The organism is Amycolatopsis sp. NPDC089917 (assembly GCF_040684635.1).
Lineage (GTDB): Bacteria > Actinomycetota > Actinomycetes > Mycobacteriales > Pseudonocardiaceae > Amycolatopsis.
In genome coordinates this window covers 20835-47476 of the sequence record NZ_JBFBGL010000063.1, presented here as the reverse complement: position 1 = coordinate 47476, position 26642 = coordinate 20835, and the positions used below count along the sequence as shown (strand labels likewise).

Annotated in this window: 25 protein-coding genes; 10 read left to right on the top strand and 15 right to left on the bottom strand. The window is 68.9% G+C overall.

The genetic code is table 11. From position 1 onward, the window contains the following. The first annotated feature begins 180 nt into the window (after positions 1-180). Both AB0N89_RS33240 and AB0N89_RS33235 read left to right on the top strand, forming a co-directional pair. Positions 181-1158, top strand: a complete 978-nt coding sequence (locus tag AB0N89_RS33240) for a helix-turn-helix domain-containing protein (RefSeq protein ID WP_364212979.1) — start codon at positions 181-183, stop codon at positions 1156-1158. Positions 1159-1238: 80 nt separating this feature from the next. Next, complete coding sequence (locus AB0N89_RS33235; RefSeq protein ID WP_364212976.1) at positions 1239-2228, top strand: alpha/beta hydrolase; 990 nt, start codon at positions 1239-1241, stop codon at positions 2226-2228. A 182-nt stretch (positions 2229-2410) separates the two neighbouring features. Here AB0N89_RS33235 and AB0N89_RS33230 read toward each other — a convergent pair whose 3' ends face one another. Both AB0N89_RS33230 and AB0N89_RS33225 read right to left on the bottom strand, forming a co-directional pair. After that, on the bottom strand, positions 2411-3370 hold the full coding sequence (locus AB0N89_RS33230; protein WP_364212973.1) for a DUF6528 family protein: 960 nt from the start codon (positions 3368-3370) through the stop codon (positions 2411-2413). A 77-nt stretch (positions 3371-3447) separates the two neighbouring features. Further along, complete coding sequence (locus tag AB0N89_RS33225; RefSeq protein WP_364212970.1) at positions 3448-4404, bottom strand: hypothetical protein; 957 nt, start codon at positions 4402-4404, stop codon at positions 3448-3450. A 156-nt stretch (positions 4405-4560) separates the two neighbouring features. Between AB0N89_RS33225 and AB0N89_RS33220 the strand changes: the two genes are divergently transcribed. Then, positions 4561-4857, top strand: a complete 297-nt coding sequence (locus tag AB0N89_RS33220) for a dsRBD fold-containing protein (RefSeq protein WP_364212967.1) — start codon at positions 4561-4563, stop codon at positions 4855-4857. A gap of 6 nt (positions 4858-4863) precedes the next feature. Here the strand turns inward: AB0N89_RS33220 and AB0N89_RS33215 are convergent, their stop codons facing one another. Continuing rightward, on the bottom strand, positions 4864-6606 hold the full coding sequence (locus AB0N89_RS33215; RefSeq protein WP_364212964.1) for a GAF domain-containing protein: 1743 nt from the start codon (positions 6604-6606) through the stop codon (positions 4864-4866). A 131-nt stretch (positions 6607-6737) separates the two neighbouring features. Here AB0N89_RS33215 and AB0N89_RS33210 point away from each other — a divergent pair, with 131 nt between their 5' ends. Continuing rightward, positions 6738-7715: a hypothetical protein gene (locus AB0N89_RS33210; RefSeq protein ID WP_364212962.1), complete on the top strand. Its 978-nt coding sequence runs from the start codon at positions 6738-6740 to the stop codon at positions 7713-7715. Positions 7716-7728: 13 nt separating this feature from the next. Here the strand turns inward: AB0N89_RS33210 and AB0N89_RS33205 are convergent, their stop codons facing one another. Then, on the bottom strand, positions 7729-8361 hold the full coding sequence (locus AB0N89_RS33205) for a response regulator transcription factor (RefSeq protein WP_364212959.1): 633 nt from the start codon (positions 8359-8361) through the stop codon (positions 7729-7731). A gap of 188 nt (positions 8362-8549) precedes the next feature. Between AB0N89_RS33205 and AB0N89_RS33200 the strand changes: the two genes are divergently transcribed. After that, positions 8550-8855, top strand: a complete 306-nt coding sequence (locus tag AB0N89_RS33200) for an ANTAR domain-containing protein (protein ID WP_364212956.1) — start codon at positions 8550-8552, stop codon at positions 8853-8855. Between the two features lie 101 nt (positions 8856-8956). Continuing rightward, entirely contained in the window at positions 8957-9331 is a 375-nt protein-coding gene (locus tag AB0N89_RS33195) for a response regulator transcription factor (RefSeq protein WP_364212985.1), read from the top strand. Positions 9332-9339: 8 nt separating this feature from the next. Here AB0N89_RS33195 and AB0N89_RS33190 read toward each other — a convergent pair whose 3' ends face one another. From AB0N89_RS33190 to AB0N89_RS33175, 4 genes are all read right to left on the bottom strand, one after another. Continuing rightward, positions 9340-13851, bottom strand: a complete 4512-nt coding sequence (locus tag AB0N89_RS33190) for a HAMP domain-containing protein (protein ID WP_364212953.1) — start codon at positions 13849-13851, stop codon at positions 9340-9342. A 48-nt stretch (positions 13852-13899) separates the two neighbouring features. Next, on the bottom strand, positions 13900-14934 hold the full coding sequence (locus AB0N89_RS33185; protein WP_364212950.1) for a PAS domain-containing sensor histidine kinase: 1035 nt from the start codon (positions 14932-14934) through the stop codon (positions 13900-13902). 77 nt (positions 14935-15011) lie between these two features. Continuing rightward, positions 15012-15692, bottom strand: coding sequence for a response regulator transcription factor (locus AB0N89_RS33180; RefSeq protein ID WP_364212948.1), 681 nt, complete (start codon positions 15690-15692; stop codon positions 15012-15014). Positions 15693-15750: 58 nt separating this feature from the next. Next, positions 15751-16662 carry a universal stress protein gene (locus AB0N89_RS33175; protein WP_364212945.1) on the bottom strand — a complete coding sequence of 304 codons (912 nt, stop codon included), beginning with the start codon at positions 16660-16662 and terminating at the stop codon, positions 15751-15753. Between the two features lie 233 nt (positions 16663-16895). On the opposite strand from AB0N89_RS33175, the gene AB0N89_RS33170 reads away from it, so the two are divergent. Then, on the top strand, positions 16896-17165 hold the full coding sequence (locus AB0N89_RS33170) for a hypothetical protein (protein ID WP_364212942.1): 270 nt from the start codon (positions 16896-16898) through the stop codon (positions 17163-17165). A gap of 15 nt (positions 17166-17180) precedes the next feature. On the opposite strand, the gene AB0N89_RS33165 is transcribed toward AB0N89_RS33170, so the two are convergent. The 7 genes from AB0N89_RS33165 to AB0N89_RS33135 form a co-directional block, all read right to left on the bottom strand. Then, the gene (locus AB0N89_RS33165; RefSeq protein ID WP_364212939.1) at positions 17181-17699 is read right to left on the bottom strand and encodes a hypothetical protein; all 519 of its coding nucleotides are present in this window, start codon (positions 17697-17699) and stop codon (positions 17181-17183) included. A 187-nt stretch (positions 17700-17886) separates the two neighbouring features. After that, positions 17887-18606: a GAF and ANTAR domain-containing protein gene (locus AB0N89_RS33160; RefSeq protein ID WP_364212936.1), complete on the bottom strand. Its 720-nt coding sequence runs from the start codon at positions 18604-18606 to the stop codon at positions 17887-17889. A gap of 419 nt (positions 18607-19025) precedes the next feature. Beyond that, entirely contained in the window at positions 19026-19898 is an 873-nt protein-coding gene (locus AB0N89_RS33155) for a spermidine synthase (RefSeq protein ID WP_364212934.1), read from the bottom strand. After that, positions 19898-20269, bottom strand: coding sequence for an adenosylmethionine decarboxylase (speD, locus tag AB0N89_RS33150; RefSeq protein WP_364212931.1), 372 nt, complete (start codon positions 20267-20269; stop codon positions 19898-19900). The genes AB0N89_RS33155 and speD overlap by 1 nt, the downstream gene beginning before the upstream one ends. Continuing rightward, the gene (locus AB0N89_RS33145; RefSeq protein ID WP_364212928.1) at positions 20259-21401 is read right to left on the bottom strand and encodes a type III PLP-dependent enzyme; all 1143 of its coding nucleotides are present in this window, start codon (positions 21399-21401) and stop codon (positions 20259-20261) included. The genes speD and AB0N89_RS33145 overlap by 11 nt, the downstream gene beginning before the upstream one ends. Positions 21402-21446: 45 nt before the next feature. Further along, positions 21447-21635 carry a hypothetical protein gene (locus AB0N89_RS33140; protein WP_364212925.1) on the bottom strand — a complete coding sequence of 63 codons (189 nt, stop codon included), beginning with the start codon at positions 21633-21635 and terminating at the stop codon, positions 21447-21449. A 138-nt stretch (positions 21636-21773) separates the two neighbouring features. Then, complete coding sequence (locus AB0N89_RS33135; RefSeq protein WP_364212922.1) at positions 21774-22958, bottom strand: MFS transporter; 1185 nt, start codon at positions 22956-22958, stop codon at positions 21774-21776. 93 nt (positions 22959-23051) lie between these two features. Here AB0N89_RS33135 and AB0N89_RS33130 point away from each other — a divergent pair, with 93 nt between their 5' ends. The 3 genes from AB0N89_RS33130 (at position 23052) to AB0N89_RS33120 (ending at position 26618) form a co-directional block, all read left to right on the top strand. Beyond that, positions 23052-23555: an Lrp/AsnC family transcriptional regulator gene (locus AB0N89_RS33130; RefSeq protein WP_364212919.1), complete on the top strand. Its 504-nt coding sequence runs from the start codon at positions 23052-23054 to the stop codon at positions 23553-23555. Between the two features lie 12 nt (positions 23556-23567). Next, positions 23568-24083, top strand: coding sequence for an alpha/beta hydrolase (locus AB0N89_RS33125; protein ID WP_364212916.1), 516 nt, complete (start codon positions 23568-23570; stop codon positions 24081-24083). Between the two features lie 150 nt (positions 24084-24233). After that, positions 24234-26618: an excinuclease ABC subunit UvrA gene (locus AB0N89_RS33120; RefSeq protein ID WP_364212982.1), complete on the top strand. Its 2385-nt coding sequence runs from the start codon at positions 24234-24236 to the stop codon at positions 26616-26618. Positions 26619-26642: the final 24 nt, after the last annotated feature.

The window sequence follows — 26642 nt, the reverse complement described above, 5'->3', positions numbered from 1 at the left end:
TTGGGGATTCGACAACGTCCGTGACGCCCCCCAGCACGCCCTGCGCCTCACACAAGGAGGCCTTCACGGACAGCCTCTAACCCCGAATCGCCACTCACGACTCACCCAGCCCATTGGTCACCCGTCGCCTTTCTCTTCGAAATCGCCATGTCCACTCTCGACCGTCCCTAGAATCGGGCCATGAGACGGCTGGCCGTGGTGGTCTTCGACGGGGCGTCGCTCGGCGCGATGTCCTTCGCGTTCGGTGTGTTCGAGATGGCCTCGGCCTTCGGGGAGCTGCCCGACCTCGATCTCAGGGTCGTCGGCGGCGAACCGGGCGCCGCCCTGCGCGGTGGCGGCCTGACCGTCCCGGTGCCCGAGGACCTCGACACGGTCCGGAACGCGGACCTCGTGCTGGTCCCGAACTGGCGGTCACCGATGGAGGATCCGCCCGAAGCGGCGTTGGAGGCGCTCCGCGCGGCCCACGATCGGGGCGCCCGGGTGGCCGGACTGTGCAGCGGCGCCTTCGTGCTGGCCGCCGCCGGGCTGCTCGACGGGCGCCCCGCGACCACGCACTGGGCGATGGCGCCACTGCTCGCGGCCCGGTTCCCCGCCGTCCGGATCGACGAATCGGTGCTCTACATCGACGACGGCGACATCCTGACCGCGGGCGGCGGCGCCGCGGGCATGGACCTCGGCCTGCACCTCATCCGCTCGTGGTGCGGCGCGGAGGTGGCGAACCGGCTGGCCAAGGGCATGGTCGTCCCGCCGCACCGGCCCGGCGGGCAGGCCCAGTACATCGAGTCGCCGATGCCGGACCTCGACGAGGGCGACCCGGTCTCGGAGACGATGGCCTGGGCACTCACCCGGCTGGACACCGCGCTCCCGGTCGAGGAACTCGCCAGGCGGGCGCATATGAGCAGGCGCAACTACGACCGCCGGTTCCGCGAGATCACCGGCGCCGCGCCCGGGACCTGGCTCACCCACCAGCGGGTCATCCGCGCGCAGCAGCTGCTCGAATCCACCGACCTCCCGGTCGACGAGATCGCCCGCTACTGCGGGTTCTCCTCCTCCGCCGCGCTCCGGCCGCACTTCCGGCGGCAGGTCGGGGTCACCCCGGTGGCCTACCGGGAGACGTTCGGGACCAGGCTGGGCGTCCTCGAACCCGTGTCCGCCTGACCCGGGCTGTCTCAAAACCGACCTCCGTTGGCGAAAACACCGCTCACGGACCGGCACCCCGGCAGGCCACGATCAGAGACATGACCGAAGACAGCCGTTCCTTCCTCAACCGCCGGTCCATGCTCACCCTCGGCGCGGGCGCCGCGGCCGCGCTGGTGGCCTCGGGTGGCATCGCCGAGGCGGGCCAGCCGGGCGCTCCCGGAGACGCGGAACTCGCCCGGTCCCTGCCCGGCGGCTTCCGCAGCGAGTACGCCCAGGTCAACGGCGTGCGGCTGCACTACGTCGCCGGCGGCCGGGGCGAACCGCTGATCCTGCTGCCAGGCTGGCCGGAGACCTGGTGGCAGTATCGCCGGATCATGCCGGCGCTGGCGAAGCGGTACCGCGTGATCGCCGTCGACCTGCGGGGCATGGGCGGCTCGAGCAAGCCGCAGGGCGGTTACGACAAGAAGACCATGGCCCGCGACATCTTCGAACTCGTCCGCTCGCTGGGCTACCGGCAGGCGCATATCGCCGGGCACGACATCGGCGCCATGGTCGCCTTCAGTGTCGCCGCCAACCACCCCGACGCGACGAAGACCGTCACGCTCATGGACGTCTCGCATCCCGACGAGAGCCTGTACCAGATCCCGATGCTGGCCCCGCCCGGACAGCCGGTGAACGTCTGGTGGTTCGCCTTCAACCAGGTCGCCACGCTGCCCGAACAGCTGCTGGCCGGCCGCTCGCGTTTCCTCGTCGACTGGATGTTCGACCACCTGCTGGCCGATCCGGCCTCGATCGGCGACCGGGACCGCGCGATCTACGCCGCCGCGTACGACCGGCCGGACGCGATCCGCGCCGGCAACGGCTGGTATCAGGCGTTCGGCAAGGACATCGAAGACCAGAAGGCGTACGGGAAGATCACCGCGCCGATGCTGGGGCTGGGTTCGGAGTTCAACTATGACTACCTCGCCGCGGTCCTGCCGTCCAAGGCCACCGATGTCCGGGTGCGGAAGGTCTCCGGTTCCGGGCACTTCGTCGCCGAGGAGCAGCCGCGGACGGTCATCGACGAACTGCGGGCCTTCCTCGGGTGAGGCGTATACCCCGAATGGGTCAACGGCGCGCCCCGAACGGCCCGATTCACTCGGTCAGGTGAAAGACGCGGCCAGGCGTCATTCTCACGGCGGGGGCCCCTCTTCTCTGGTGTGTCGGTACCGGCCGGGCAGCCCCCCGAACGGCCGGTACCGACATGGAAGTACCGATCAGGAAGTACCGCTCAACCGATCCACCAGCGGGCCTTGTAGATCCACGCGCCGTGCAGCGCCAGCTCGGCGCGTGGAAAGGCCAGCCGGACGGTGTCCGTGCACCAGGTGCACAGGTGCCCGTCTTGGATCGAAGCCGTCAGGATCTGTCCGGTCCGCGGGTTCGTCGAGACACTCTTCACGTGCGGCCGGTCGATCTCCCGTGCGCCAGGGAAGCGCTGGGTGAATCCACCGGTCGTCTTCGAGAACTGGTAGACCCCGGCTTCCGTGGTGACCCACAGCAGGTCCGGCCGATGCGGGACGGGCTGGAGGTCGTGCCCGCCCTTGGTCGGCACCGGGACGCGCCGCTGCTCGGTGATCACCGGTGCGGCGGAGGTGCCGCCGACGGTCAACGCGACGAGCGCGTCGGTGCCCAGGGCCCACAACACGTTCCGGCCCGCGTCCCACACCACGCCGTGCGCCCCCACCAGTGGGTACTCGGCGTAGGTCGTCGAGCGCTGCCCCTGCGAAGCGGTGTAGACCCGCACCCAGCCACCGGTGCTGGCGGCCACCGCGACGTTGCCGTCCGGCAGCAGCTCGATGCTGTGCGGGTTGGCAGGTCCCCCTGCGTTGGCGGCCCAGTACGCCCGGTCCCCCGCCGGATACGGCACGACGGCCGTGAAACCACCCGACGCCGACGTGAGCAGGTACTTCTCGCCACCTCGCTCGGCGAGCTTCGCGTCGCTCGGGTTGCTCCACGATCCGGCCAGGTCCGCCAGGCCGTTGGCGGCGTTCGGCGCCCACGACCAGCCGATCTTCCGGTTCTCCCAGGAGGCCCGGTCGGCGGGCAGGACCAGGATCCGCTTGGACGCCTGCTCGGTGATGACGATCGAACCGCGGTCGCGCGCGACCGCGTCCGCCACCGCCGGCGCGGACGCCGCGACCGAGAGGCCCACGACGGCCAGCGCCACCAAGGAATTCCGCATGATCTTCATACGGAGACTGAATCCGCCCAGGATGACGGGCGTGTGGCGGCGATCGGAAACGTGGGTGTCGACGAGATGACCCGAGGTCAGAGGGCCGCTTCGGACCTCCTGAGCAGCACTTCGTCCACCTGACGGCGGGCCGTCATCGGCGTCGGGCGGCCGTAGCCGAGGCGCAGCACCGCGTGCGGGCGGCCGAGGTCGGCGAAGATCCGGTCCATCGCGGTCCGTGTCTCGGGAGTCTCGAACAGCCTGCCGACGAACGACGTCGCGAGGCCTGCCGCCGTCGCGGTCAGCAGCACCCGTTGCAGCACCATCCCCGCGCGGAGGTCGGCGGTGGACCCGCCGTCCGCGGTCAGGATCGCCCCGAGCACGGGCTCACCGCCTTCCTGCTCGGCGGCGAAGAACGACTCCTGCGCGGGGATCCCGTGAGGTGACGGCGGTTTGGTCGGCGCGGGGACGCCGTCCGGGAACCCGGCCGCCCGCCGGGTCCACAGCGCGACCTCGGCCTGGAACGCGCCGTTGCGCGCCTGCGCGGCTTCGGCCCGGTGCAGCACGCGGGCGACCGCGTTCGCCCGGTCGCCGCGGCCGAACAGTTCCAGCAGCCCGCCTTCCACCAGCGCGGCCCCCCGCAGCGTCGTGCGTGCCCACGCGGGTACCGGCCGGTCCAGGAACGGACGGCGGTTCGTGTGACGGCGGAAGACGACCTCGGCCAGCTTCCGCTCCTCGGGTGAGGAGAACCGGTCGCCGTGGACCACGAGTTCGGCGAGCAGATCGGGCTCGTCCGGCGACGGCATCGTCCGGAGTGAGAGCGTCTTCCCGTTGGAGCGCAGGGAGACGACCAGGTTGAAGATCGCCGCGCCACAGGAAAGCCGCGCCTCGCGGGCATCGGGGTCGGCGATCCGGAGCACCCGCGCGCGGTCGAGCCACACCTCGATCCGGTCCCGCTCGACGACGAATCGCCAAGGCTGGGTGTTGAGCGGGGACGGCGCGCGGACGGCGGCCGCCACCGCCTGGTCGACATGGTTCGGTAACGGGATCTTCATCGTGGGCTCCGAGGGGAGGGGGTTGATCCACCTTCGGCCGGGGTATCCGGCGACCGCAGCGGCCGCCGGTCACGAATCCCGAGGACTTTCGCCCCCGATTCCCGGGGAGCGAGGACTTAGGACCCTGTGCCGCGAACGGCCGCGATGGGAGTCTCGATGACCGGAACGGAGCCGACGATGACGGACAAATGGACCATTGACGTTTCCCTGCAGCACGAGCCGTACCGGGTACGCGCGGAGGCGTTGCTCCGTCTGGAAGACGGCGGTGAGTTCGTCGGAGTCGGGCTGGCGGAGGCCGGGCTGAGAGACAGTTCGAACTCCCAGATCGGTTCCTATCTCGCGGTGACGCGGGCGCTTTCGGACCTCACCGCGGAGCTGCTGGAGACCGTCGCGTCCGACGTCGCCCGCTCGATCGAGGTCGACGAACTCCTCGCCGGGCAGTCGGCGAACTGACCGCGGTCAACGCAAGGGGGCGGACCACTCGATCCGGGTGCCGCCCTCTTCCCGCGTCTCGACCAGGAACGTCCCGCCCACCTTCTCCGCGCGGTCACGCAGATTCCGCAGCCCGCCGACCGCGCCGGGCTCACCGACGATCCCGGTGCCGTCGTCGGTGACGACGATCCGCAGGACGTCGTCCTTCACCGACACGCTCACCGAAACGCCGTTCGCGCCCGCGTGCCGGACGACGTTGCCGACCGTCTCCCGCACCACCGCCTCGGCGTTTTCGGCGAACAGGAACGGAATCGAGTCCAGCGGCCCGGAGAGGCTGACCGTCGGGTGGATCGCGGTCTCGTCGGTGAGTTCGGTGATCGAGTCGTAGAGGCGATGCCGCAGCCGTACCCCTTGCTGGCCCGCCTCGCCGCCGTGGAGATCGAAGATCGCCGTGCGGATCTCGTGCACGATCTCGTGCATCTGGTCGATGCTGTCGCCGATCCGCCGCCGCAGTTCCGGGGAATGCGCCCGGCGGTGTGTGCTCTGCATGGCGAGACCGACCGCGAACAGCCGCTGGATGACGTGGTCGTGCAGATCCCTGGCGATCCGGTCCCGATCGGCGAGCACGTCGAGTTCCCTGGCCGTGCGCTGCTGCGCGGCCAGCTGGAGGGCGAGCGCGGCCTGGTCGGCGAACGAGGCCACCACCGGCAGCTGGGCGAGCTCGAACGGGACCGCGTCCGGATTCCGCACCGCCATCAGCACCCCGGAAGTACGTTCCCGCGCGCGGAGCGGCACGACGAGCGTCGGGCCGAAGCTCAACTCCCCCTCGGGACCGAGCACCAGTTCCGGCACGCTGCGCGGGGTCCGGTCGCGGTAGACCGCCCCCGGCAGCGAAGCGGCGACGCTGATCCGCACCCCGGTCAGTTCCGCCGCCCGCGCGCCCGCGCAGACGGCGATGGTGAGTTCGTCGGCCTCCTCTTCGCCGTCCGGACTGACGTCGAGCCTGCCGGAACCGGGCAGCGCCAGCAAAGTGAGGTCTGACCCGGTCAGTTCCAGCGCCCGGCTGGCGATCAGGTTGAGCGCCTCGACGGGGTCGGTGCCGCCCAGCAATTCCGTGGTCACCTCGCTGGTGGCGGCATGCCACTGCTGGCGGATCCGCGCCTGTTCGTAGAGGTGGGCGTTCTCGATCGCGATCCCGGCCGCCGCGGCGAGCGCTTGGACGACGACCTCGTCGTCATCGGTGAAGCTCTCACCGCGTTTCTCGGTCAGGTAGAGATTTCCGAACACCTCGTCGCGGACTCGGACCGGGACCCCGAGGAAGGACCGCATCGGCGGATGGCACGGCGGGAACCCGACCGACGCGGGATGCCGCGAGATGTCGGCCAGCCGCACCGGTTTCGCCTCGTCGATGACGAACCCCAGCAGTCCGTGGCCTTTCGGGAGGTGCCCGATCTGCTGCTTCGTCTCGCCATCGATGCCGAGGTAGACGAACTCGGCGAGCGTACCGTCGTCCGCGATCACCCCGAGGGCGCCGTAGGTGGCTTCGCCGAGGTCGATCGCCGCCTGCACGATCCGGCGCAGTGTCGCGTCCAGCTCCAGCCCCGAGGCGACGGCCAGCACCGCTTCGAGCAGGCCGTCCATCTTGTCGCGGGTGCCGATGAGCCGTTCGATGCGCTCCTGCAGATCACGCAGCACTTCACGAACGCGCAACTGGGAGAGCGCGCCGGTGATCCGGTCGTCGCTTCCGCCGAGCCGGTCCTGACCCGACATCCTGCTGCGCCTCCGAAGATCGGGACGACTCACGCCCGTGGTGACTTTCTCCTCTTTCGGCCCCGCACCGCGGGCGGGACCGTCTCAGCGAGACAAACCGTATTGCCCGTGGCGCAGCGGCGGGGGGAACCATGACGATACAAGTCACCAGGGTCGGGCGTTTGAACTCCGAACAGGTGAATTCCGTGCTCCGATCGGCCACGCTGGCCCCGTCGACGCACAACACACAGCCCTGGCTTTTCCGGTGCACCGGCACCGGGATCGAACTCCACGCCGACCCGCGCCGGATCCTCCCGGTCACGGATCCCGACGGTCGCGAGCTCGTTCTCTCGTGCGGCGCGGCCCTTTTCACCCTCCGGACGGCGATTCACGCACTGGGCTTCCATCCCGCGACGACGCTCATGCCGAGCCGCGCCGACCCCGATCTGCTCGCGGTCGTCCGTCCGGTCGCCGAACGCACCCCCGATCCGAAGGTCTCCCGGCTCGCCCGGGCGATCACCCGCCGCCGCACCAACCGGCGGCCCTTCCTGCCCAGCGCGATCCCGCGGTCCACGCTCTCCACCCTCCGCCACGCCACCGAACTCGAACACGCGTGGATGCCGAGCCTCGACGCGGAGCAGTGCCGTCATCTCCGCGATCTCACCTCCCGCGCTCGCCGGGTCCAGCTCGCCGATCCCGATTTCGTCGCCGAACTCGGCCGCTGGACCGGATTGAGCGCGGGTGCGCGCGACGGCGTGCCGTCCTACGCGACCGAAGACTCCCCCAGCGACGAAACCTGGCTCCTGGACGGATTCGGCGCCACGAGCACCGGTTCGTACTCGGATCCGCTGGTGGTGGTGATCGGGTCGCTGACCGACGAACGGCTTGACCGGCTCCAGGCGGGACAGGCGCTGCAACGGGTGCTGCTCACCGCGACGGGCGCCGGCCTCGACGCGTCGTACATCTCGCCGCCGATCAGGGTCCGTGCCGCCCGTGACGAACTACGGCGGCTTCTCGGCTGCGGGGTGTGGCCACAAGTGCTGCTGCGCGTCGGCTACGGCTTGCCGCTGCCGTGGACCCCGCGCCGTCCGCTGGACGAAGTCCTGCTCGACACGCTCGTTTCCGCCTGATCGCGCGAAACCCTCACTGCCGTCGCAGTTCCGTGGCCAGCACGGCCGCCTGGGTGCGCCGCTGCATGCCGAGTTTCGTCAGCAGCCGGGAGACGTAGTTCTTCACGGTCTTCTCCGCGAGGAACATCCGCTCGGCGATCTGCCGGTTGGTCAGTCCCTCGCCGATCAGCTCCAGCAGCGTGCGTTCCTGTTCGGAAAGCCCTGCCAGCGGCCCTTTCTTGGCGGCGTCGTCGCGGAACTTCGCCATCAGCGTCGCGGCGGCCCGCGCGTCCAGCAGGGACCGGCCGAGGCCGACCTCCTTGACCGCCGCCACCAGGTCCATCCCGCGGATGTCCTTGATGACGTAGCCGCTCGCGCCGGCCATGATCGCGTCCAGCATCGCCTGCTCGTCGGTGTAGGACGTGAGCATCAGGCACTGCAGCTCGGGGATCTTGGATCTCAGTTCCCGCGCGAGCTCGACGCCGTTGCCGTCCGGCAGCCGCACGTCGAGCACCGCGACGTCCGGCCGCAGCGCCGGAATCCTCGCCAGCGCCTGGGAAAAGGTGGCGGCCTGGCCGACCACGCACAGCCCCGCGTCCTCCTCGAGCATGTCCGCGACCCCTCGACGGACCACTTCGTGGTCGTCGACCAGAAACACCCGAAGCATTCCGACCTCCACGGTTTCCCTCCTCGTGGGAGAGCGTACGGCGCACGACCTGTCACTGCGACAAGCCAAAGGGCACTGTTCGGCACCCGTTCGAGTGGCTGCGGCCGACCGGACCAGGTTCATTTGCATCATTCGAGTCAGGACGTTCTGTTCTTCCGGAGCAGTTCCCCCGCTGCGACGATCACGTCATGTCCGAGACCACGCTTTCGCCGGCCGCCTCGTCCGGCTCTCCCGACCCGACCGACGACGTCGTGGCCATGCGCAACCGCCTCCGCTTCTACCGGACCCGGGCCGAGCAGCTTCAGTACGCGCTGGACCACCGGCTGCCCATCGAGCAGGCCAAGGGAATCCTCGCCGAGCGTTACCAAATCGACATCGATTCGGCGTTCGAGCTGCTTCGTTCCTTCTGCCGCAACAACAACATGAAGATCCACGACGTCGCCAGGACGCTCGTCGAGCAGCCGAGCGAGGGCGACCGAAGAATCTCTTGCTGAGTCACGTCATGCCCGGAGGGGGGCCCGCGACCGCCACCGGCGCAACGAACAGCGCGGGCACGGACTGGGTGATGAACCGAACGCCGCCCCCCAGACTTCGGGTGCTCGTCGCGGACGACAACCCGGTCATCGGCGATGCCTTGCGTGCCCTCCTGGAGACCGAACCGGACATCGAGGTGGTCGCCGTCGCGCTGGAAGCGGGCGAGGCGGTCGCGCTCGCGGAACTGCTGGTCCCGGAGGTCGCCGTGCTGGACGTCCGGATCCCCGGCGGGGGCGGCGCGTGGATGGCGAGGGAGATCCGGCGCCGAGTGCCCCATACGCGGCTGCTAGCGTTCTCCGCGCACAGCGACACTCGGTCCATCGCCCAGATGGCGTCCGCCGGCGTCTCCGAGTACATCGTGAAGGGCAGCCCCAACACCGAGATCGTCGCGGCCATCCGCCGGCTCTGCGCGAACAGCGCCAACGGGACCGAGTAGCCCGGACGTCAGTCCGCGAGCCAGCGTTCCATGCAAGCCAGCAGTTCCTCCGCGTCGACGGGTTTGGTGACGTAGTCGCTCGCCCCGGCGGCGAGGCTCTTCTCGCGATCCCCTTCCATCGCCTTCGCGGTCACCGTGATGATCGGCAGGCCCGCGAACTTCGGCATCTCGCGGATCGCCGCCGTCGTCGCGTGCCCGTCCATCTCCGGCATCATCACGTCCATCAGGATCAGGTCGATGCCGTCGTCGGACAGCAGTTGCTCGATGCCCTTGCGGCCGTTGGGCGCGTGCACGACCGACAGGCCGTGCAGTTCGAGCATGCCCGCGATCGCGAACACGTTGCGGGCGTCGTCGTCGACCAGCAGGACCTTGCGTCCTTGCAGACGCGGCGGTCCGGACGGCGGATCGGCGACCTTCGCCGTCTCCTCCGGGATCGCCGGAGGCCCTTCGGGTTGGCGCATCAGCGGAAGGATGCCTTCGAGTTCGCTCGCCGAGATGTGCAGCATGATGCGCTCGCGCAGCAGGTCCAGCGACGGCAGCAGTTCGACGGGATGCACCCGCGCGTGGCTGTGCAGCAACCGGTCCTGCGCGGCACTGAGCTTGCGGGTCGCGTAGGCCAGCACTGGAACCTCGACAGGATCCGGTCCCTCGGCGAGTCGTTTGAGGAAGGTCAACGCGCTCGTTCCGGGGATGCCGGTGTCGAGCACGACGCAGCGATAGCTGGCGCGCCTCAGTTCCTCGACCGCCTCCGCGGTACTGGCCACCGCCCGGACCTGCACCGAGCCGTGACTGTCCGCGACGTCGGCCGCGACCCCGCGGGCGAGCAGGGTCAGCAGGCTGTTCTGCTCGTTCTCCACGACCAGGACCCGCCGTTCCGTCCCGGTTTTGTCCACAGTGGACTCATCATGGCTCGCGTGCGTGACGAACCGGGCCACCGGCAGGTAGAGGGTGAACGTGCTGCCCGTCCCCAGCACGCTGTCCGCGCGGATCTCGCCGCCGAGCAGGTACGCGACCTCGCGGCTGATCGACAGGCCGAGCCCGGTCCCGCCGTACTTGCGGCTGGTCGTGCCGTCGGCCTGCTGGAAGGCGCCGAAGATCGATTCGAGGTTCTCCTCGGCGATCCCGATCCCGGTGTCGGTCACGCTGAAGGCCACCAGCGACTCGTGCGGGCCTCCGCTCGCCGACGAGACGATGGTGTCGACCAGCTTCACCCGCAGCTCGACGTTGCCGTCTTCGGTGAACTTGACCGCGTTCGACAGCAGGTTGCGCAGCACCTGCCGCAGTCGCTGCTCGTCGGTGAACAGCAGTTCCGGCACGTTGGGTTCCACCGTGACCTGGAAGTCCAGCCCCTTCTCCGCGGTCAGCGGCCGGAACGTCGTGCCGACGTAGTCGAGCAACTGGCGCAGCGGGAACGGCTCGTGATGGATGTCCATCTTGCCCGCCTCGACCTTCGACAGGTCGAGGATGTCGTTGATCAGCTGCAGCAGGTCGGTGCCCGCGGACTGGATCACCTTCGCGAACTCGACCTGTTTGGGGGTCAGGTTCTGGGTCGAGTTCTGCGACAGGACGCCGGCGAGGATCAGCAGGCTGGTCAACGGGGTCCGGAGTTCGTGCGACATGTTGGCCAGGAACTCCGACTTGTACTTCGACGCGAGCGCGAGCTGTTGCGCTCGTTCCTCGATTTCCTGTCGCGCCTGCTCGATTTCGAAGTTCTTCACTTCGATGTCGCGGTTCTGCTGCGCGAGCAGTTCGGCCTTCTCCTCCAGCTCCGCGTTGGACACCTGGAGTTTCGCCTGCTGCGCCTGGAGTTCCTCCGAGCGCGCCTGCAGTTCTTCGGCCAGCCGCTGGGACTCCTCCAGCAGGGAGTCGGTCCGGGCGTTGGCGATGATCGTGTTCACGTTGACCCCGATGGTCTCCATCAGTTGTTCGAGGAAATCCCTGCGGACGGCGGTGAACTCGCCGAACGACGCCAGTTCGATGACGCCGAGCACCTGGTCCTCGAAGACGATCGGCAGCACGATCAAGGACACCGGCGGCGCGGAGCCGAGACTCGACGAGATCTTCACGAAGTCCGGCGGCGTCCGGTCGACCACGATCGGCTTCTTGGTCTGCGCGGCCTGCCCGATCAGCGACTGCCCCATCGCGAATCCCGACGGGGAGGCCGGATCCTCGCTGTGCCCGTAGCTGGTGATCAGCCGCAGCCTGGTGCCGTGCTCCCCGGATTCGGTGAGGAACAACGTCCCGTGCTGCGCCCCGACGAGCGGGGTCAGCTCGTTCATGATCAGCGTCGCCACCACGCGCAGGTCCCGGTGCCCCTGCATCAGGCCCGAGATCCGCGCCAGGTTGGTGTTGAGCCAGTCCTGCTCTTCGTTCGCCCGCGTGGTCTCGCGCAGCGACTGCACCATCGCGTTGATGTTGTCCTTCAGCTCCGCGACCTCACCCTGTGCCTCGACGGAGATCGACCGGGTGAGGTCGCCCGTGGCCACCGCGCTGGTGACCTCCGCGATCGCCCGGACCTGGCGTGTCAGGTTCCCGGCGAGCTCGTTGACGTTCTCGGTCAGCCGTTTCCAGGTGCCCGAAACGCCTTCGACCTCCGCCTGGCCGCCGAGCCGTCCCTCGCTGCCGACCTCGCGGGCGACGCGCGTGACCTCCGCGGCGAACGCGGAGAGCTGGTCGACCATGGTGTTGATGGTGGTCTTGAGCTCCAGGATCTCGCCGCGCGCGTCGACGTCGATCTTGCGGGAGAGGTCGCCCTGCGCGACCGCGGTGGTCACCTGGGCGATGTTGCGGACCTGGCCGGTGAGGTTGTTCGCCATCGAGTTGACGTTGTCGGTGAGGTCCTTCCAGGTGCCGGCGACGTTCGGCACCCGCGCCTGCCCACCGAGGATGCCCTCGGTGCCGACCTCGCGCGCCACCCGCGTGACCTCGTCCGCGAACGCCGACAGCGTGTCGACCATCGTGTTGATCGTCTGGGCGAGCGCCGCGACCTCGCCCTTCGCCTCCACGGTGATCTTCTGCGACAGGTCCCCCCTCGCGACCGCCGTCGCGACCTGGGCGATGGAACGGACCTGGTCGGTCAGGTTGTCCGCCATGACATTGACGGACATCGTCAGGCCCTTCCACGTCCCCGACACACCCTTGACGTCCGCCTGACCACCCAACCGGCCCTCGGTCCCGACCTCACGCGCCACCCGCGTGACCTCGTCGGCGAACGACGACAACTGGCCGACCATCGTGTTGATCGTGTCCTTGAGCTCCAGGATCTCGCCGCGCGCGTCGACGCGGATCTTCTGGGACAGGTCACCCTTCGCGACCGCCGTGGTGACTTCGGCGATGGAACGGACCTGGTCGGTCAGGTTGTCCGCCATGACGTTCACGGACTCGGTCAAGCCCTTCCACGTCCCCGACACACCCTTGACGTCCGCCTGACCACCCAGCCGGCCTTCCGTACCCACCTCGCGGGCGACCCGGGTGACCTCGTCGGCGAACGACGACAACTGATCCACCATCGTGTTGATCGTGTTCTTCAACTCCAGGATCTCGCCCCGCGCGTCCACGGTGATCTTCTGCGACAGGTCGCCCTTCGCCACCGCCGTGGCCACCTGCGCGATGGACCGCACCTGCGCGGTGAGGTTGCCCGCCATGAAGTTCACCGACGTCGTCAGATCCCGCCAGGTCCCCGCCACACCGGGCACCTGGGCCTGCCCGCCGAGCGCCCCCTCGATCCCGACCTCGCGGGCGACCCGGGTGACCTCGTCGGCGAACGACGACAACTGATCCACCATCGTGTTGATCGTGTTCTTCAACTCCAGGATCTCGCCCCGCGCGTCGACCGTGATCTTCTGCGACAGGTCACCCTTCGCCACCGCAGTGGTGACTTCGGCGATCGAACGCACCTGATCGGTCAGGTTGCCCGCCATGAAGTTCACCGACGTCGTCAAGTCGCGCCAGGTCCCCGCCACACCGGGCACTTCCGCCTGGCCGCCCAGCCTGCCTTCGCTGCCCACCTCACGGGCCACCCGGGTGACCTCGTCCGCGAACGACGACAACTGATCCACCATCGTGTTGATCGTGTTCTTCAACTCCAGCATCTCGCCTTTGACGTCGACGGTGATCTTCTGGGACAGATCACCCTTCGCCACCGCGGTCGCGACCTCGGCGATGTCGCGGACCTGGCCGGTGAGGTTGCCGGCCATCGCGTTCACCGAATCGGTGAGGTCCTTCCACGTTCCCGAAACCGAGGGCACCGCCGCCTGGCCGCCGAGCTTCCCTTCGGTCCCCACCTCGCGCGCGACGCGGGTGACCTCGGAGGTGAACAACGCCAGCTGGTCGACCATCCCGTTGAAGACGACCGCCATCTCGTCCATCAGGACGTCGTCCACCTGGGGCAACCGGGTGCTGAAATCGCCGTCACGAACGGCTTTCAGCCCTTCCAGCAACCGTTGCAGGCCTTCGTCGGCGATCGCCCCGCTCACTCGGACCGCGTCTCTCGATCCACGTTTGCTTCCCGGTTCCGGCATCGAGGTGCCTCCTTTGTTCTGGTTCCCCGCGGGTCCAGGGGGATACCGTCATCTCCGCGCGGGCCAGGGAGGCCCCAGCGGAATCCAGAAGGCCACCGACGTCCCTTCGCCGGGCCCGCTGGAAATCTGGAACCACCCTTGCGCCGCTTCGGCGCGCTCGCGCATCGACGCCATTCCGATGTGCTCGCCCGAGGCCACTTCGTGCGAACTTTCGACGCCCGTCTTCATCCCGTCGCCGTTGTCGGCGACCTTCGCCAGCAGGCCGCCGTCCTGTCCCGTCAGCGAGACCACGACGGCGGTGGCGTTCGCGTGCTTGCGGACGTTCACCAGCGCCTCCTGGACGATCCGGAAGGCCGTGACGACGATGTCGGGCGGTGGTTTGGCGGTGAAGTCGTGCCGGAGCGAGCAGTCCAGCCCCCAGCCGGTGACGACGTCGTCGAGGTAGTCGCGAATCGAGGCGATCAGGTCGTCGTCGTTGAGCGCGGGCGGCCGCAGTTGGGCGACCAGGATCCGCAGCCGCCGGATGGCCCCTTGAATCGCCTCGTCGAGCTGCGCCAGCGCGGGATCCCGTCGTTGCGCGGCGAGCATCTGCAATCGCATGCTCACCGCGATCATCGACTGGATGGAATCGTCGTGAACATCCCACGCGATACGGCGGCGTTCGGTTTCCTGCGCCCGGACGAAATGGGCGAAAGCCAGCCGCCGCCCGGTCGTCTCCTCCTGCGATTTCCGAAGTTCCGTGAGGTCACGGGTGACTTTGCCGAAACCGACGAGAGTGCCGTCTCCGTCCCGCAAAGCAGTGATCACGGTGTTGGCCCAGAACCGTTCGCCGCCGCGGCGGAGCCGCCAGCCCTCCTCCTCGTGGCTCCCCTCCTCGGCGGCGATCAGCAGTTCTTCCGCGGGTTTTCCGGCGGCGACGTCCTGTTCGGTGTAGAAGACGGAAAAATGACGGCCGAGGATCTCCTCTTCCGAATATCTTTTGATCCGTTCCGCCCCCGGATTCCAGCTGATCACCCCGCCGTCGACGTCGACCATGTAAATGGCGTAGTCGACGACACTGTGCACGAACAGCTCGAACAGCACAGCGCTTCGATGAGCAGGCTCCTGTTCCGATGGCAGCATGGCCATAGTGCAGCTTGGCACTCGGATACCTCTCACCGCTACGGCCGTTCGAGCAGGCCATTCTTGCGCGCGTGCGCGACCGCTTCGAGTTTCGAATGGGTCCCGGTCTTCGCCAGGATCCGCTGCACGTGATTCCGCACGGTATTCCGGGCGAGCCGCAGTTCTTCGGCGATCCGGTCGGTTCCCGCGCCGTCGGCGATCAGCCCGAGCACCTGGCGTTCCCGCAAGGTGAGGACCGGTCCGAGCCTGCCCGCGCTCCCGGCCAGCAAGGCCAATACGCCGCTGAGCAGTTCCGGCTCGATGACCACGTCACCCGCCGCGACGGTCCGGATCGCCGTGATCAGCTCGTCAAGGAGCCCCGATTTCAGCAGCAGACCGGCACCGCCGACTTCGAGGATCCTCGCGGCGATGGCGCTGTTCGCGTCGCCGGTCAGCACGAGCACCCTGCTCGACGGCGAGATCGCCTGGAACCCCACGATCGCCTCGATCCCGTCGCCGTCCGGCAAGCGCCGATCGAGCAGGACGATGTCGGGCAGGTGCTCCTCCGCCGCGATCATCCCGTGCGAGAGGGACTGCACCGAGGCCACCAGGTGGATTTCCGGGAATTCCTCGAACGCCGCGCCGAGCGCCTCGGCCACCATCTTGTGGTCTTCGACGAGCAGCACTCGGATCGGGGCCGCGGCCGGGGGCTGGGGCTGCGGAAAAGTCGGGTTCGGCATGCACCTTCTCCGTCGATCGTCGTGTGGCCGGGACCATTGTCCGGCAGATTCCCGGAAATCAATCCTGCCCGTGGCCGCACTTCACCCGCGCGCGACTTTCTCCTATCAGCGCGACCGGGCACCGGGCGCGGCTCAGCAACCCCTGTGCCGTGCTCCCGAGCCCGCCACCGGATGATCCGATGACGATCAGCCCCGCGTGCGGAACCACCCGGATGAGCGCACGGGCCACGTTCCGGTCACGGACGACCACCAGCCGGAGGACGACGCCGGGATACTTGTCGCGCCAAGCCGCCACCCGGTCCTCCAGCGCGCGTTCCTCCGCCGCCTCGACACTCGCCAGCTCGGCTCCGGCCTCGAGAACGCCGTCGTGCCAGGCGTGCACGACCACGAGACCGGTGTTCCGCGCCGAAGCGCTGTCCAGCGCGAAAACCAGGGCCCGTTCGCTGTCGCCGGACTGATCGACGCCGACGACCACCTCGCCCCGGCGGGGTGCGGTGAGTCCCCGGACGACGACCACCGGGCATCCCGCGTGCCCCGCCACTTCCGTGGCGACCGCGCCGATCGGCGCTCCGCGCAGTGCGCCGAACCCGTGGGTTCCCAGCACCAGCAGCGACGCGGATCTCGACGCAGCGATCAGTTCGTCGGCGATCCCGCCGGGTTTCACCTCGTGTTCGGTGGGCACAGCGGGTTCGGCTTCCCTCGCGACACTCGCGGCGGTGAGGTTGTCCTGCACGGCGCCGCCTTCCCAGCGGCGTCCATCGACGTGGAGGAGCTTCAGCGCGCAGTCCCGTCTCGCCGCCTCACCCGCGGCCCAGCGGACCGCCGCCCGCGACGACTGCGAGGCGTCCACGCCGACGACCACGGCGGCACGCCGCTGGATCCCGGCCATCACCGGCCTCCCGTCCCGCCGCCGGAACCGGCGGACGTCCGCCGACAGCCTGCCCTCCGGCGCGGCGCGGGCACAGGGCATGAAGTCCTTTTCCAGGAGGGAAAGCGGGAATTCCGGCGGGCATTGTCCCACCGTCGCCGCCCGGCAGGACGGTTCGACGCCAACCCGTGACCCGGCGTACCCGTCCCGCGACCGAGAGGGGTCTTTGTGCCCTCGATGCCACAACCTTCGGCGCTGACCGGAACGGCTCGCGATACCGCATCGTCGAAGGTGACGAACCACGGGAACCGCCGGGCGGGAAAGGTGATCGGGACGTGACCACGAGAATCTCCGAGACCCATCGCCGCCCCGGCAAGCCCGCCGGCACCAGCAGGACGCTGGTCTCCTCCGAACTCGAGAAGCTGCCGAGAATGGTGGCGATACCCGAGACGCGCGCTTCCCCGCTCGACGACGTCCTGGCCGCCGTCCGGAGTCTCGAAGACACGGCGCCCGCCACCCCGCGCCGGTACCACCTCCCGCGATGGACCATGCGGGACCGGCGCGTCCAGCGCCTGCGCGGCTGGCTCAGCGGCGTCCCCGGCTGACCGGGCGCGCGCCCGTCACACCGGGCGCCACCGGCCGATGTCGGACTCCATCGGCACGATCCGGGTCAGCGACGAGCGGATCTTCAGTTCCCTCGCCCGGTCCCGGCCGCGGGTCCCGCACGGGGCGTAGGGGTAGAACGCGCCGCGTTCCCGCCGGTAGACCATGGTCAGCTTCGGATGCCGCATGTCCCGCAGCTCGGCGAAGTCGACCGTCGTGTACAGCAGCCAGGCCGCGAACCCGGCCTGAGCCAGCCTCTCGTTGACGTCGACGAGGTCGTCGAGGAGCCAGCCCAGATCCCCGTTCTCCCGCCAGCAGCGCACGATCGTCCGCCCGTGCGCGTCGTGGGTGACCAGGTTGCGGCGGGCCGAGTCGCCGGCGAGACCGGCGATGATCTCGGCCTCCGTCCCCGCGCCCGGACGGCCTTCGGCGAAGAAACACACCGTCCCCGACCGGGTCGGCGCCAGCCCGTACCCGGACCGCAGCGTCGGTACCGCCGACCTCAACCCCAGCAACGGAAGCAGGCTCGGCCGCACCGAACGACTCTTCCCAAGTAGGCTTCCCAGCAGCGCCATGGCTTCACGCATCCTTTCCTCGACGTGAAGCCTTTCCGATCAGGTCCCCGCGCCCTAGGGCCGCACGGTCGCGCGTTCACCGGGACAAGTCCCCGGTTCCGGTGACCTACGGCCCTACCCGCACTTGCCGGTCGTTTCCCGGCAGTTGTCACCGTTCGCGCGGTCTGAGAAGTTTTTCGCTGTCCAGCGTGCCCTCCACGAACTCGCGGGCGACCTCTGTCAGCTTCCTGTTCGAGCTTCGCGCGAAGGCACGCAGCCGCTGGAAAGCGGTCCGGACGTCGATACCGGCGCATTCGGCGAGCATGCCTTTCGCCTGTTCGATGATCGCCCGGCTGTCGAGCGCGGTCTGCAACTGATCCGAAAGCGTCCGGTAGTGGTGCAGATCCCGCTGCTGCAGCAGGCACTGTGCCGCGACGTCGGCGAGCGCCTGACCCAGCCGGTGATCTCCGGCGCTCAGGACCGCGGTCCCGGCGCTGAGCAACGTCATCGAACCGACGGTTTCCTCCATCGCGCGCAACGGGATCGCGGAAACCGCGACATAGCCCAGTCCCACCGCTCTGGCCACGTACTCGGGCCAGAGCCACGCCTCGATGGAAAGATCCTCGACGAAGACGGCGCTCCCGGTTTTGAAGGATTCGAGCGCGGGCTCCTCCTCGACGACCGGGGGGTCGCGTTCGAGCTTCAGTCCCGGCAGGAAGACCTCCATCGAATCGATCGGCAGCAGCCGCACGCATTCGCTGGACAACGTGTCCACGACCCGATCCGGCCCCAGGCCCTCCGTGACACTCGCGGTCAAACTCGCGAATGCCGCACAGACCGCGGATTCCCGGTCCACTCCCGAGGCGGTCTTCTCGCACCAGCTGTTCACCAGAGCGATTCTGGCCCGCACCATGACACCCGGCAACGACCAGATGGCGGATCTCTGTCACGGGTGAATGCAGGAGTTGTTCAGAGGTAAGGCAATGTCGCGACACCCGAAGCCGGCACGCGGCGCACAGGAACATGACGGGCAGCACGCAGGGGCGGAAGCGACTCACCACTATGACCGTTTCTCAACTGTCCACAAAGGACACCATGAGTGGTAAGGTATACGGTGGCGTGTCCGGACAGATGGGCGATCTCACGTGATCAGGTGGCGAACTCACGTGATCAGAGACGTAACTCGCGTGATCGGACGCCGCGCACCCGAGTTACGCCTCCAATCACGTGAGTTCGCCGTCCAGTCACGCGAGCCACGTCTCCCGTCCCGGCCACGAACCCGGCGACCATCCCCAGGATGAAGGACGATCACGGATTTTCCCGGTGGCGCCGCAACGAAATCGGCGGCACCGTGTTCGCGCGAAGCGCCTCCTCGTCCACAGTGGACTCTCCGATTCCGGCCTTGCCGATCCGCTCCGCGACAAGGGCTCCCGGATCGTCGAGCACGTCGGCACGGCCGCTCAGGAAGGCCCATTCGTGCTCGTCCGAACCGTAGTAGAGAACGGTCCCGAACGACTCGGTGAACCGGCGCCACGACGCGATCAGCGTCTGGTTGCGCCACATCGTCGGGCATCCCGCCTGGCAGCCGACCACTCCCCCTTCGGCGAGCAACGCCGTGCACCTGGCGAGGAAATCGGAGCCGTACAGCCGGTTGTGCTGGGCCGCCGGATCGTCGTTCTCGTCCGGCAGGTCGATCACGACGACGTCGTAGGTCTCCCCACGTTCGCGCGCCTCGGCGAGGAACTCCCAGCCGTCGCGGTAGTGGACGCGGATCTTCCCCTCGCCGCGCTCGGCGCGGGCCAGATCGTCGAGCGTGTAACCGTAGGGAAGGTGTTCCGCGCAAGCGCGCACCGCCTCCGCGTCGATGTCGACGTGATTGACCACCTCGGCCCCCGCGGCGACCGCGAGCTCGGAGGCGACCCCTTCGCTGGAGCCGATGATCAGCACCCGTTCGACGCGTTCGGCGAGCAGGAGCGACGGCACCATCAGCGCCTCGTGGTAGACGAGCTGGCTCAGCTCGGTGCTCTGCCTTTCGTCGTCGCAGAACAGGGAGATCCCCTGTGCGGTCCGTCCGATGAGGACGTCCTGGAACGCGGTACGGCCCTCGAACAGGACCTCCTCGACGTCCCAGTTCCGGGTGAGCCCCGCGCCCATCGGCTCGACGATCACTCGTGGCGCCATCAGTTCTCTCCTCGTTCCACAGTGGACATCCGGACGGTGCCGGCGCCCAGCATCTTCGCCAGCAGCGTGACGGCGCGTTCGGGGTCCGCTCGGTCCCCGCAGGTGAACACGTCCACGAACGCCGACCCGATCTCCGGGTACGTGTGCACGGACGCGTGCGATTCGGCCAGCAGCGCGAGCGCGGTGACCCCTTGCGGGGCGAACGAATGCGACACGACTTCGCAGACCGTCGCCCCCGCCTCGGTCACCGCGTCGGCGAGGGTCTTCTTCAGGAATTCGGCGTCGTCGAGCAGCGACGGCTCGATCCCCTCGAACTCCGCGAGGACATGGCGGCCGGCGAACCGGCCGACGAGTGATTCTTCACCCGGCATCGGCGAACCTCCCCACACAATAGGTGCGCAACGGCTCGATTCCGTTGAAAGCGACGGAAGAATAGCTGGCGGTGTAGGCCCCGGTACCCGGGATGTCCAGCCGGTCACCCGCTTTCAGCGACATCGGCAGCGCGCATGGCGTCCGCTGGTACAGCACATCGTCACCATCGCAGGTCGGCCCCGCGAGGACCACCGGCCCTTCCGGACCCTTGACGCCGACAGGCTCCAGTCGATACGCGACAGCTTCGTTCTCGCACTCCGCCATTCCGTTGTACCTGCCGACGTCGAGGTAGACCCAGCGGCGTTCGTCGGCGGCGGCGCGAGTGGTCACCAGGACGACCTCGGTCCGGATGAGGCCGGCGTCGGCGACGATCACGCGACCCGGCTCCAGCAGCAGCTCCGGTCCCGGCAGATGCCTTTCCAGAGCGGCGTGGATCACCCGCGCGTAATCCCCCAGCGACGGCACGGATTCGCGGTGCTCGGTGGCGAACCCGCCGCCGATGTTGAGCCGATCCAGGACGACGCCGGCGTCGGCGGCGACCTTGGCCGCGGTCGTGATCCCGATCTCCCAAGCCGCCGGATCCGGCTGCTGCGAACCGACGTGGAACGCGATTCCGGGCCTCAGCCCGGTTGCCACGGCCTGCCGGAGCAGCGTCGCGGCCACCGCCGGCTCGCAGCCGAACTTGTGGCCGAACGGCGTCACCGAGTCCGGGCCGGCGGTCAGCAGGCGCACCGAGACCAGCGAACCGGGCGCGTGCTCGGCCAGATTCGCCAGATCACCCGCGGAGTCCGTGGTGAATTCACGGACCCCGCGCGCGTACGCGGACGCGATGTCCGCGGGTTTCTTGATTGTGTTGCCGTAGGCCAGTTCCACCGCCCGCGCGCCGCGAGACAGGCACAGCGCGATCTCCGCCGTTCCCGCCACGTCGAACCCCGCGCCCGCCGACAACACCGCGTCGAGCACTTCGGGGGCGGGATTCGCCTTGACCGCGTACCGGATCAGCGCGTCCGGGAACGCGGCCGCGACCGCGGCGGCACGGTCCGCGACCAGGTCGGTGTCCACCACCAGGCACGGTGTCGGCGGCTCGCGGTCCGCCAGGAAGGCGCGGATCCGGTTCAGGCTTTCGGTCACACGCCCCAGGGTGTCAAAGGCCGATCATCGGACCGGAACCCGGGGTCACGCTCGGGCGTCGTCCGAGGCCTGCTCCGGCAGGTCCACGCCGTGCTCGGCGGCCAGCCGCTCCAGGTTGGCGAGATCGGCGCCGACGGCCGAGGCGCGATCGTCGTCAGAGTCCAGCCTGGCGATCCGGACGTCCTCCCTCGCCTGCCGTACCCGGTCCCGCAGATTCACCGCGAACTCGCTCATCGTGCACCCCCGATCTCCCGCACCTTGTCTGCTTTCACCCTAAGACCCTCCGAATCGGTCACCGACGTGATCTGCGTCATCACGGGTTCGTTCGTGTCGGAGTGAAGCAGTATGACCGCACGGCCCGCGTTTCGCAGATCAGCGGAGCCCGGCTTTTTCAACGGGCTCGGCCGCGCCCGCCCGGCGGCCGATCACCGCGAGCGGGGCGAGGGCGCACAGACCGCCCGCGACGGCGACCAGGACGTAGCCGCCCAGGCCGAACAGCTGCCCGGCGAGCAGGCTCGCCACCGCGGAGGTCCCCCAGACGAAGGCGTCGACCGTTCCCTGCGCCCGCGCTCGCTGGGCGGGCGGGAGATCGCGGCTGAGCATTCCGCTGCCGCCGACGAACACCAGGTTCCAGCCGTAGCCCAGCAGGAACATCGCGAGCGGGATTCCCACGTGATGCGAATCGGGCGCGCCGATCGCGGTGACCGCCGCGACGGTGAGCGTGCCGATGCCGCCGAAGATGGTCGTGCGGCCGCCCCAGCGGTCGGTGATCCAGCCGGACAACGGCGCCAGCGCGAACATCCCGATCAGATGGGCGCTCAGCACCCAGCCGACGACGTCGAGCCCCTGACCGTGCTCGTGCAGCTGGACCGGGGTCATCGTCATCACCGCCACCATGGCCAGCTGCGCGCCGACCATCGCCACGAGCGGTCCGAGGATCACCGGGTTCCGCACGGACATCCGGTCCCGCCTCGGCGCCCGCTCAGCCGGGGCGGCGAGGCTTCGCGGCAGGGTGACGACGGCGACCACGGCGATGGCCACGACGATCGCCCCGGCCGCGATCGGGCCGGACAGCGCGGGCAGTTCGGCGGCTTCCGCCCGCGCCGCCGCGGGCGCGATCAGGGCGGGCCCGGCGACCGCGCCGACGGTCCCTGCCCAGACCATTGTGGACAGTGCGAAACCCTTGCGGTGCTCGGGCGCGAGGTCCGCGGCCGTGTACCGCGAGAGCTGCGCCCCGCTGTTGCCGAAACCGATCAACGGCATCCCCGCGATCAGGGCGAGCACCGACCCGGCGAGCACGCCGGTGAACGAGATCAGCGCGCCCGCCACCGCGGCGCCGTACATCAGCACCAGGACGAGCCGCCTGCCGAAACGGGCGGCCAGCGCGCCCGACGACAGCGATCCCACGGCGGAGCCGAGTACCAGCACGGCGTTCGGCAGCCCGCTCCACGCGGCGCCGGCGTGGTCGACCACGATCAGCGCCGCCGTGGTGGACAGGCCGACGACCGCGGTGCTGAGGCAGGCGACGCCCATGAAGAGCGCGAACATCGGTTTCATGATTCAAACCTAGGGATTCCGGCCGCCCCGGCGAATAGGCTGACGAAGGCCTCGCGGGGGTGCGAGGCCCATCATGAAAGGAATCCGGGCGCGATGACCTTACGATCGGAAAGAGCGCTGGACGACCTCGACTGGCGGCTCCTCGAAACGCTCCAGAGCGACGGACGGCTCTCGTTCAAGGAGCTGGGCCGCCGCGTGAACCTCTCCGCGCCCGCGGTCGCCGAACGGGTCCGACGGCTGGAGGAGGCGGGCGTCATCACCGGGTATCGCGCCCAGGTCGACGCGCGCCGCGCCGGATACGACCTGCAGGCGTTCGTCGAAATGCGCTGCTCGCTCGGCAGCTGCCTGCTGCGCACCAGCAAGTCCGAGGACTACCCCGAGGTGGTCGAGCTGCACCGGCTCAGCGGCGACCGCTGCACCATGCTGAAAGTGCGCGCCGTATCGCTCGAACACCTCGAAGGGCTCTTCGAACGGCTGGGCAGACACGGCGAGATCAGGTCGTCGGTGGTGCTGTCGACCCAGTACGAGGGCAGGCCGGTCGGACCGCCGGTCGAGGACTACCTGAAGGCGACCAAGAGCGAGGGCTGGAGCGTCTGAATACTGGTCGTCATGAGTTTGCTCTTCGTCGACGGATGGTTCGGTCCCGAGCCCGGGGACTGGCAGTCCGTGTGGTGTGACCGGTATCCGGGTTCGCAGCGGTTCGACCAGGACGACTGGAACGAGCCCGTGCGCGAGGACTGGGTCACCAGGCTGGACGAGGCGCTCGCGGAGACCACCGAGCCGCCCGTCCTGGTCGCGCACAGCCTGGGCTGCCTGACCGTGCTGCACTGGCTAGCGGGTGGCGGGGACCGGCCCGTGCGCGGCGCGTTGTTCGTGACGCCCGCCGACGTCGAGGAGAATCCCGAGCCCGCGCTGGCCGGATTCGCGCCGATCCCCCGCCTCGCCCTTCCGTTCCCGGCGGTCGTCGCCGCGAGCGCGAACGACCGCTGGATGACCCCGGCCCGTGCGCGGTCCTTCTCCGGGATCTGGGGCGCGGAGTTCGCCGACGTCGGTCCCGTCGGGCACCTCACCGGCGCCCACGGTCCGTGGCCCGAAGGCGAGAAGCTGCTCGCGACCCTTCTCTAGGCCAGTCAGGAATCGAGAAGCGCGGAGCCTCTGAACTCACCTAGCGTGATCACCGCACGTTTGAAGAGGACGAACGGCTCGAAACTGGTTAGATCGAGCCCGGTGGGGCTGACGGACCGTACACGCGGCCCATATGAGGATGGAGAAATGATGCGCAAGACCACCAGGCCGCAGCAGCCCGAGGAACATCCCGCCGACAGCCACGATCTGATCCGAGTACTCGGCGCGAACGAGAACAACCTCAAGAACGTCGCCGTCGAGCTGCCGAAGCGCCGGCTGACGGTGTTCACTGGTGTTTCCGGGTCGGGCAAGAGCTCGCTGGTCTTCGACACGATCGCGGCCGAGTCGCAGCGGCTGATCAACGAGACCTACAGCACCTTCGTGCAGGGTTTCATGCCGACGCTGGCGCGGCCCGAGGTCGACGTCCTCGACGGTCTGACCACCGCGATCATCGTCGACCAGCAGCGGATGGGCGCCGACCCCCGCTCCACGGTCGGCACGGCCACCGACGCCCACGCGATGCTGCGCATCCTCTTCAGCCGGATCGGCAAGCCGCACATCGGCTCGCCGCAGGCCTTCTCCTTCAACGTCGCCTCGATCTCCGGCGCGGGCGCCGTGACCACCGAAAAGGCCGGACGGACCACGAAGGAACGTCGCGAGTTCAGCGTCACCGGCGGGATGTGCTCCCGCTGTGAGGGCCGCGGCAAGGTCAACGACATCGACCTCACCGCGCTGTACGACGACACCAAGTCCCTCAACGAGGGCGCGCTGTCGGTGCCCGGGTTCTCCATGGAGGGCTGGTTCGGCCGCATCCTCCGCGGCTGCGGTTTCTTCGACCCCGACAAGCCGATCAAGAAGTACACCAAGAAGCAGATGGACGACCTGCTCTACCGCGAGCCGGTCAAGCTGAAGATCGACGGCATCAACCTGACCTACTCGGGTCTGATCCCCACGATCCAGAAGTCGTTCCTGTCCAAGGACCGCGAGGCGATGCAGCCGCACATCCGCGCGTTCGTGGACCGGGCGGTCACCTTCACCACCTGCCCCGAATGCCACGGCACCCGGCTGAGCGAGCTCGCGCGGTCGTCGAAGATCAAGCGCATCAACATCGCCGACGCCTGCTCGATGCAGATCAGCGACCTCGCCGACTGGGTCCGCGGGCTCAAGGAGCCGTCGGTCGCGCCGCTGCTGGAGAAGCTCCAGCACACGCTCGACTCGTTCGTGGACATCGGCCTCGGCTACCTCTCGCTCGACCGGCCGTCCGGCACGCTTTCGGGTGGTGAGGCGCAGCGCACGAAGATGATCCGGCACCTCGGCTCCTCGCTCACCGACGTCACCTACGTCTTCGACGAGCCCACCATCGGCCTGCACCCGCACGACATCCAGCGGATGAACAACCTGCTCCAGCAGCTGCGCGACAAGGGCAACACGGTGCTCGTCGTGGAGCACAAGCCGGAGACGATCGCGATCGCCGACCACATCGTCGACCTCGGCCCCGGCGCGGGCACCGAGGGCGGGACGATCTGCTTCGAAGGCACCGTCGACGGCCTGCGTGCCAGCGACACCAGCACCGGCAGGCACCTCGACGACCGGGCGTCGCTCAAGGACAGCGTCCGCAAGCCGACCGGCAAACTGGAGATCCGCGGCGCGGACCGCCACAACCTGCGGAAGGTGAACGTCGACGTCCCGCTCGGCGTCCTCTGCGTCGTCACCGGTGTCGCCGGCTCAGGCAAGAGCTCGCTGATCCACGGATCGATCCCCGCCGCCGAGGGTGTGGTCTCGGTCGACCAGACGCCCATCCGCGGCTCGCGGCGGAGCAACCCGGCGACCTACACCGGTCTGCTCGAACCGATCCGCAAGGCGTTCGCCAAGGCCAACGGCGTGAAGCCCGCGCTGTTCAGCGCCAACTCCGAGGGCGCCTGCCCGAACTGCAACGGCGCGGGTGTCATCTACACCGACCTCGGCATCATGGCGGGCACGTCGACCACCTGCGAGGAGTGCGACGGCAAGCGGTTCCAGGCCTCGGTGCTGGAGTACACCTTCGGCGGCAAGAACATCAGCGAGGCGCTGGCGATGCCGGTGTCCGAAGCGGTGGAGTTCTTCTCCGAAGGCGAGGGACGCATCCCCGCCGCGGCCGCGATCCTCGGCAGGCTCAACGACGTCGGGCTCGGCTACCTCAGCCTCGGCCAGCCGCTGACCACGCTGTCCGGCGGTGAACGCCAGCGGCTGAAGCTCGCGACGCACATGGGCGACAAGGGCGGCGTCTACGTCCTCGACGAGCCGACCACCGGTCTGCACCTCGCGGACGTCGAGAACCTGCTCGGCCTGCTGGACCGGCTCGTCGACGCGGGCAAGTCCGTCATCGTGATCGAGCATCACCAGGCGGTCATGGCGCACGCGGACTGGATCATCGACCTCGGCCCGGGCGCCGGTCACGACGGCGGCAAGGTCGTCTTCGAGGGCACGCCGTCCGATCTGGTGGCGACCGGTTCGACGCTGACCGGTGAGCACCTGGCGGCCTACGTCGGCAAATGACCCGGCAAGCGCCGCATTTGGTCA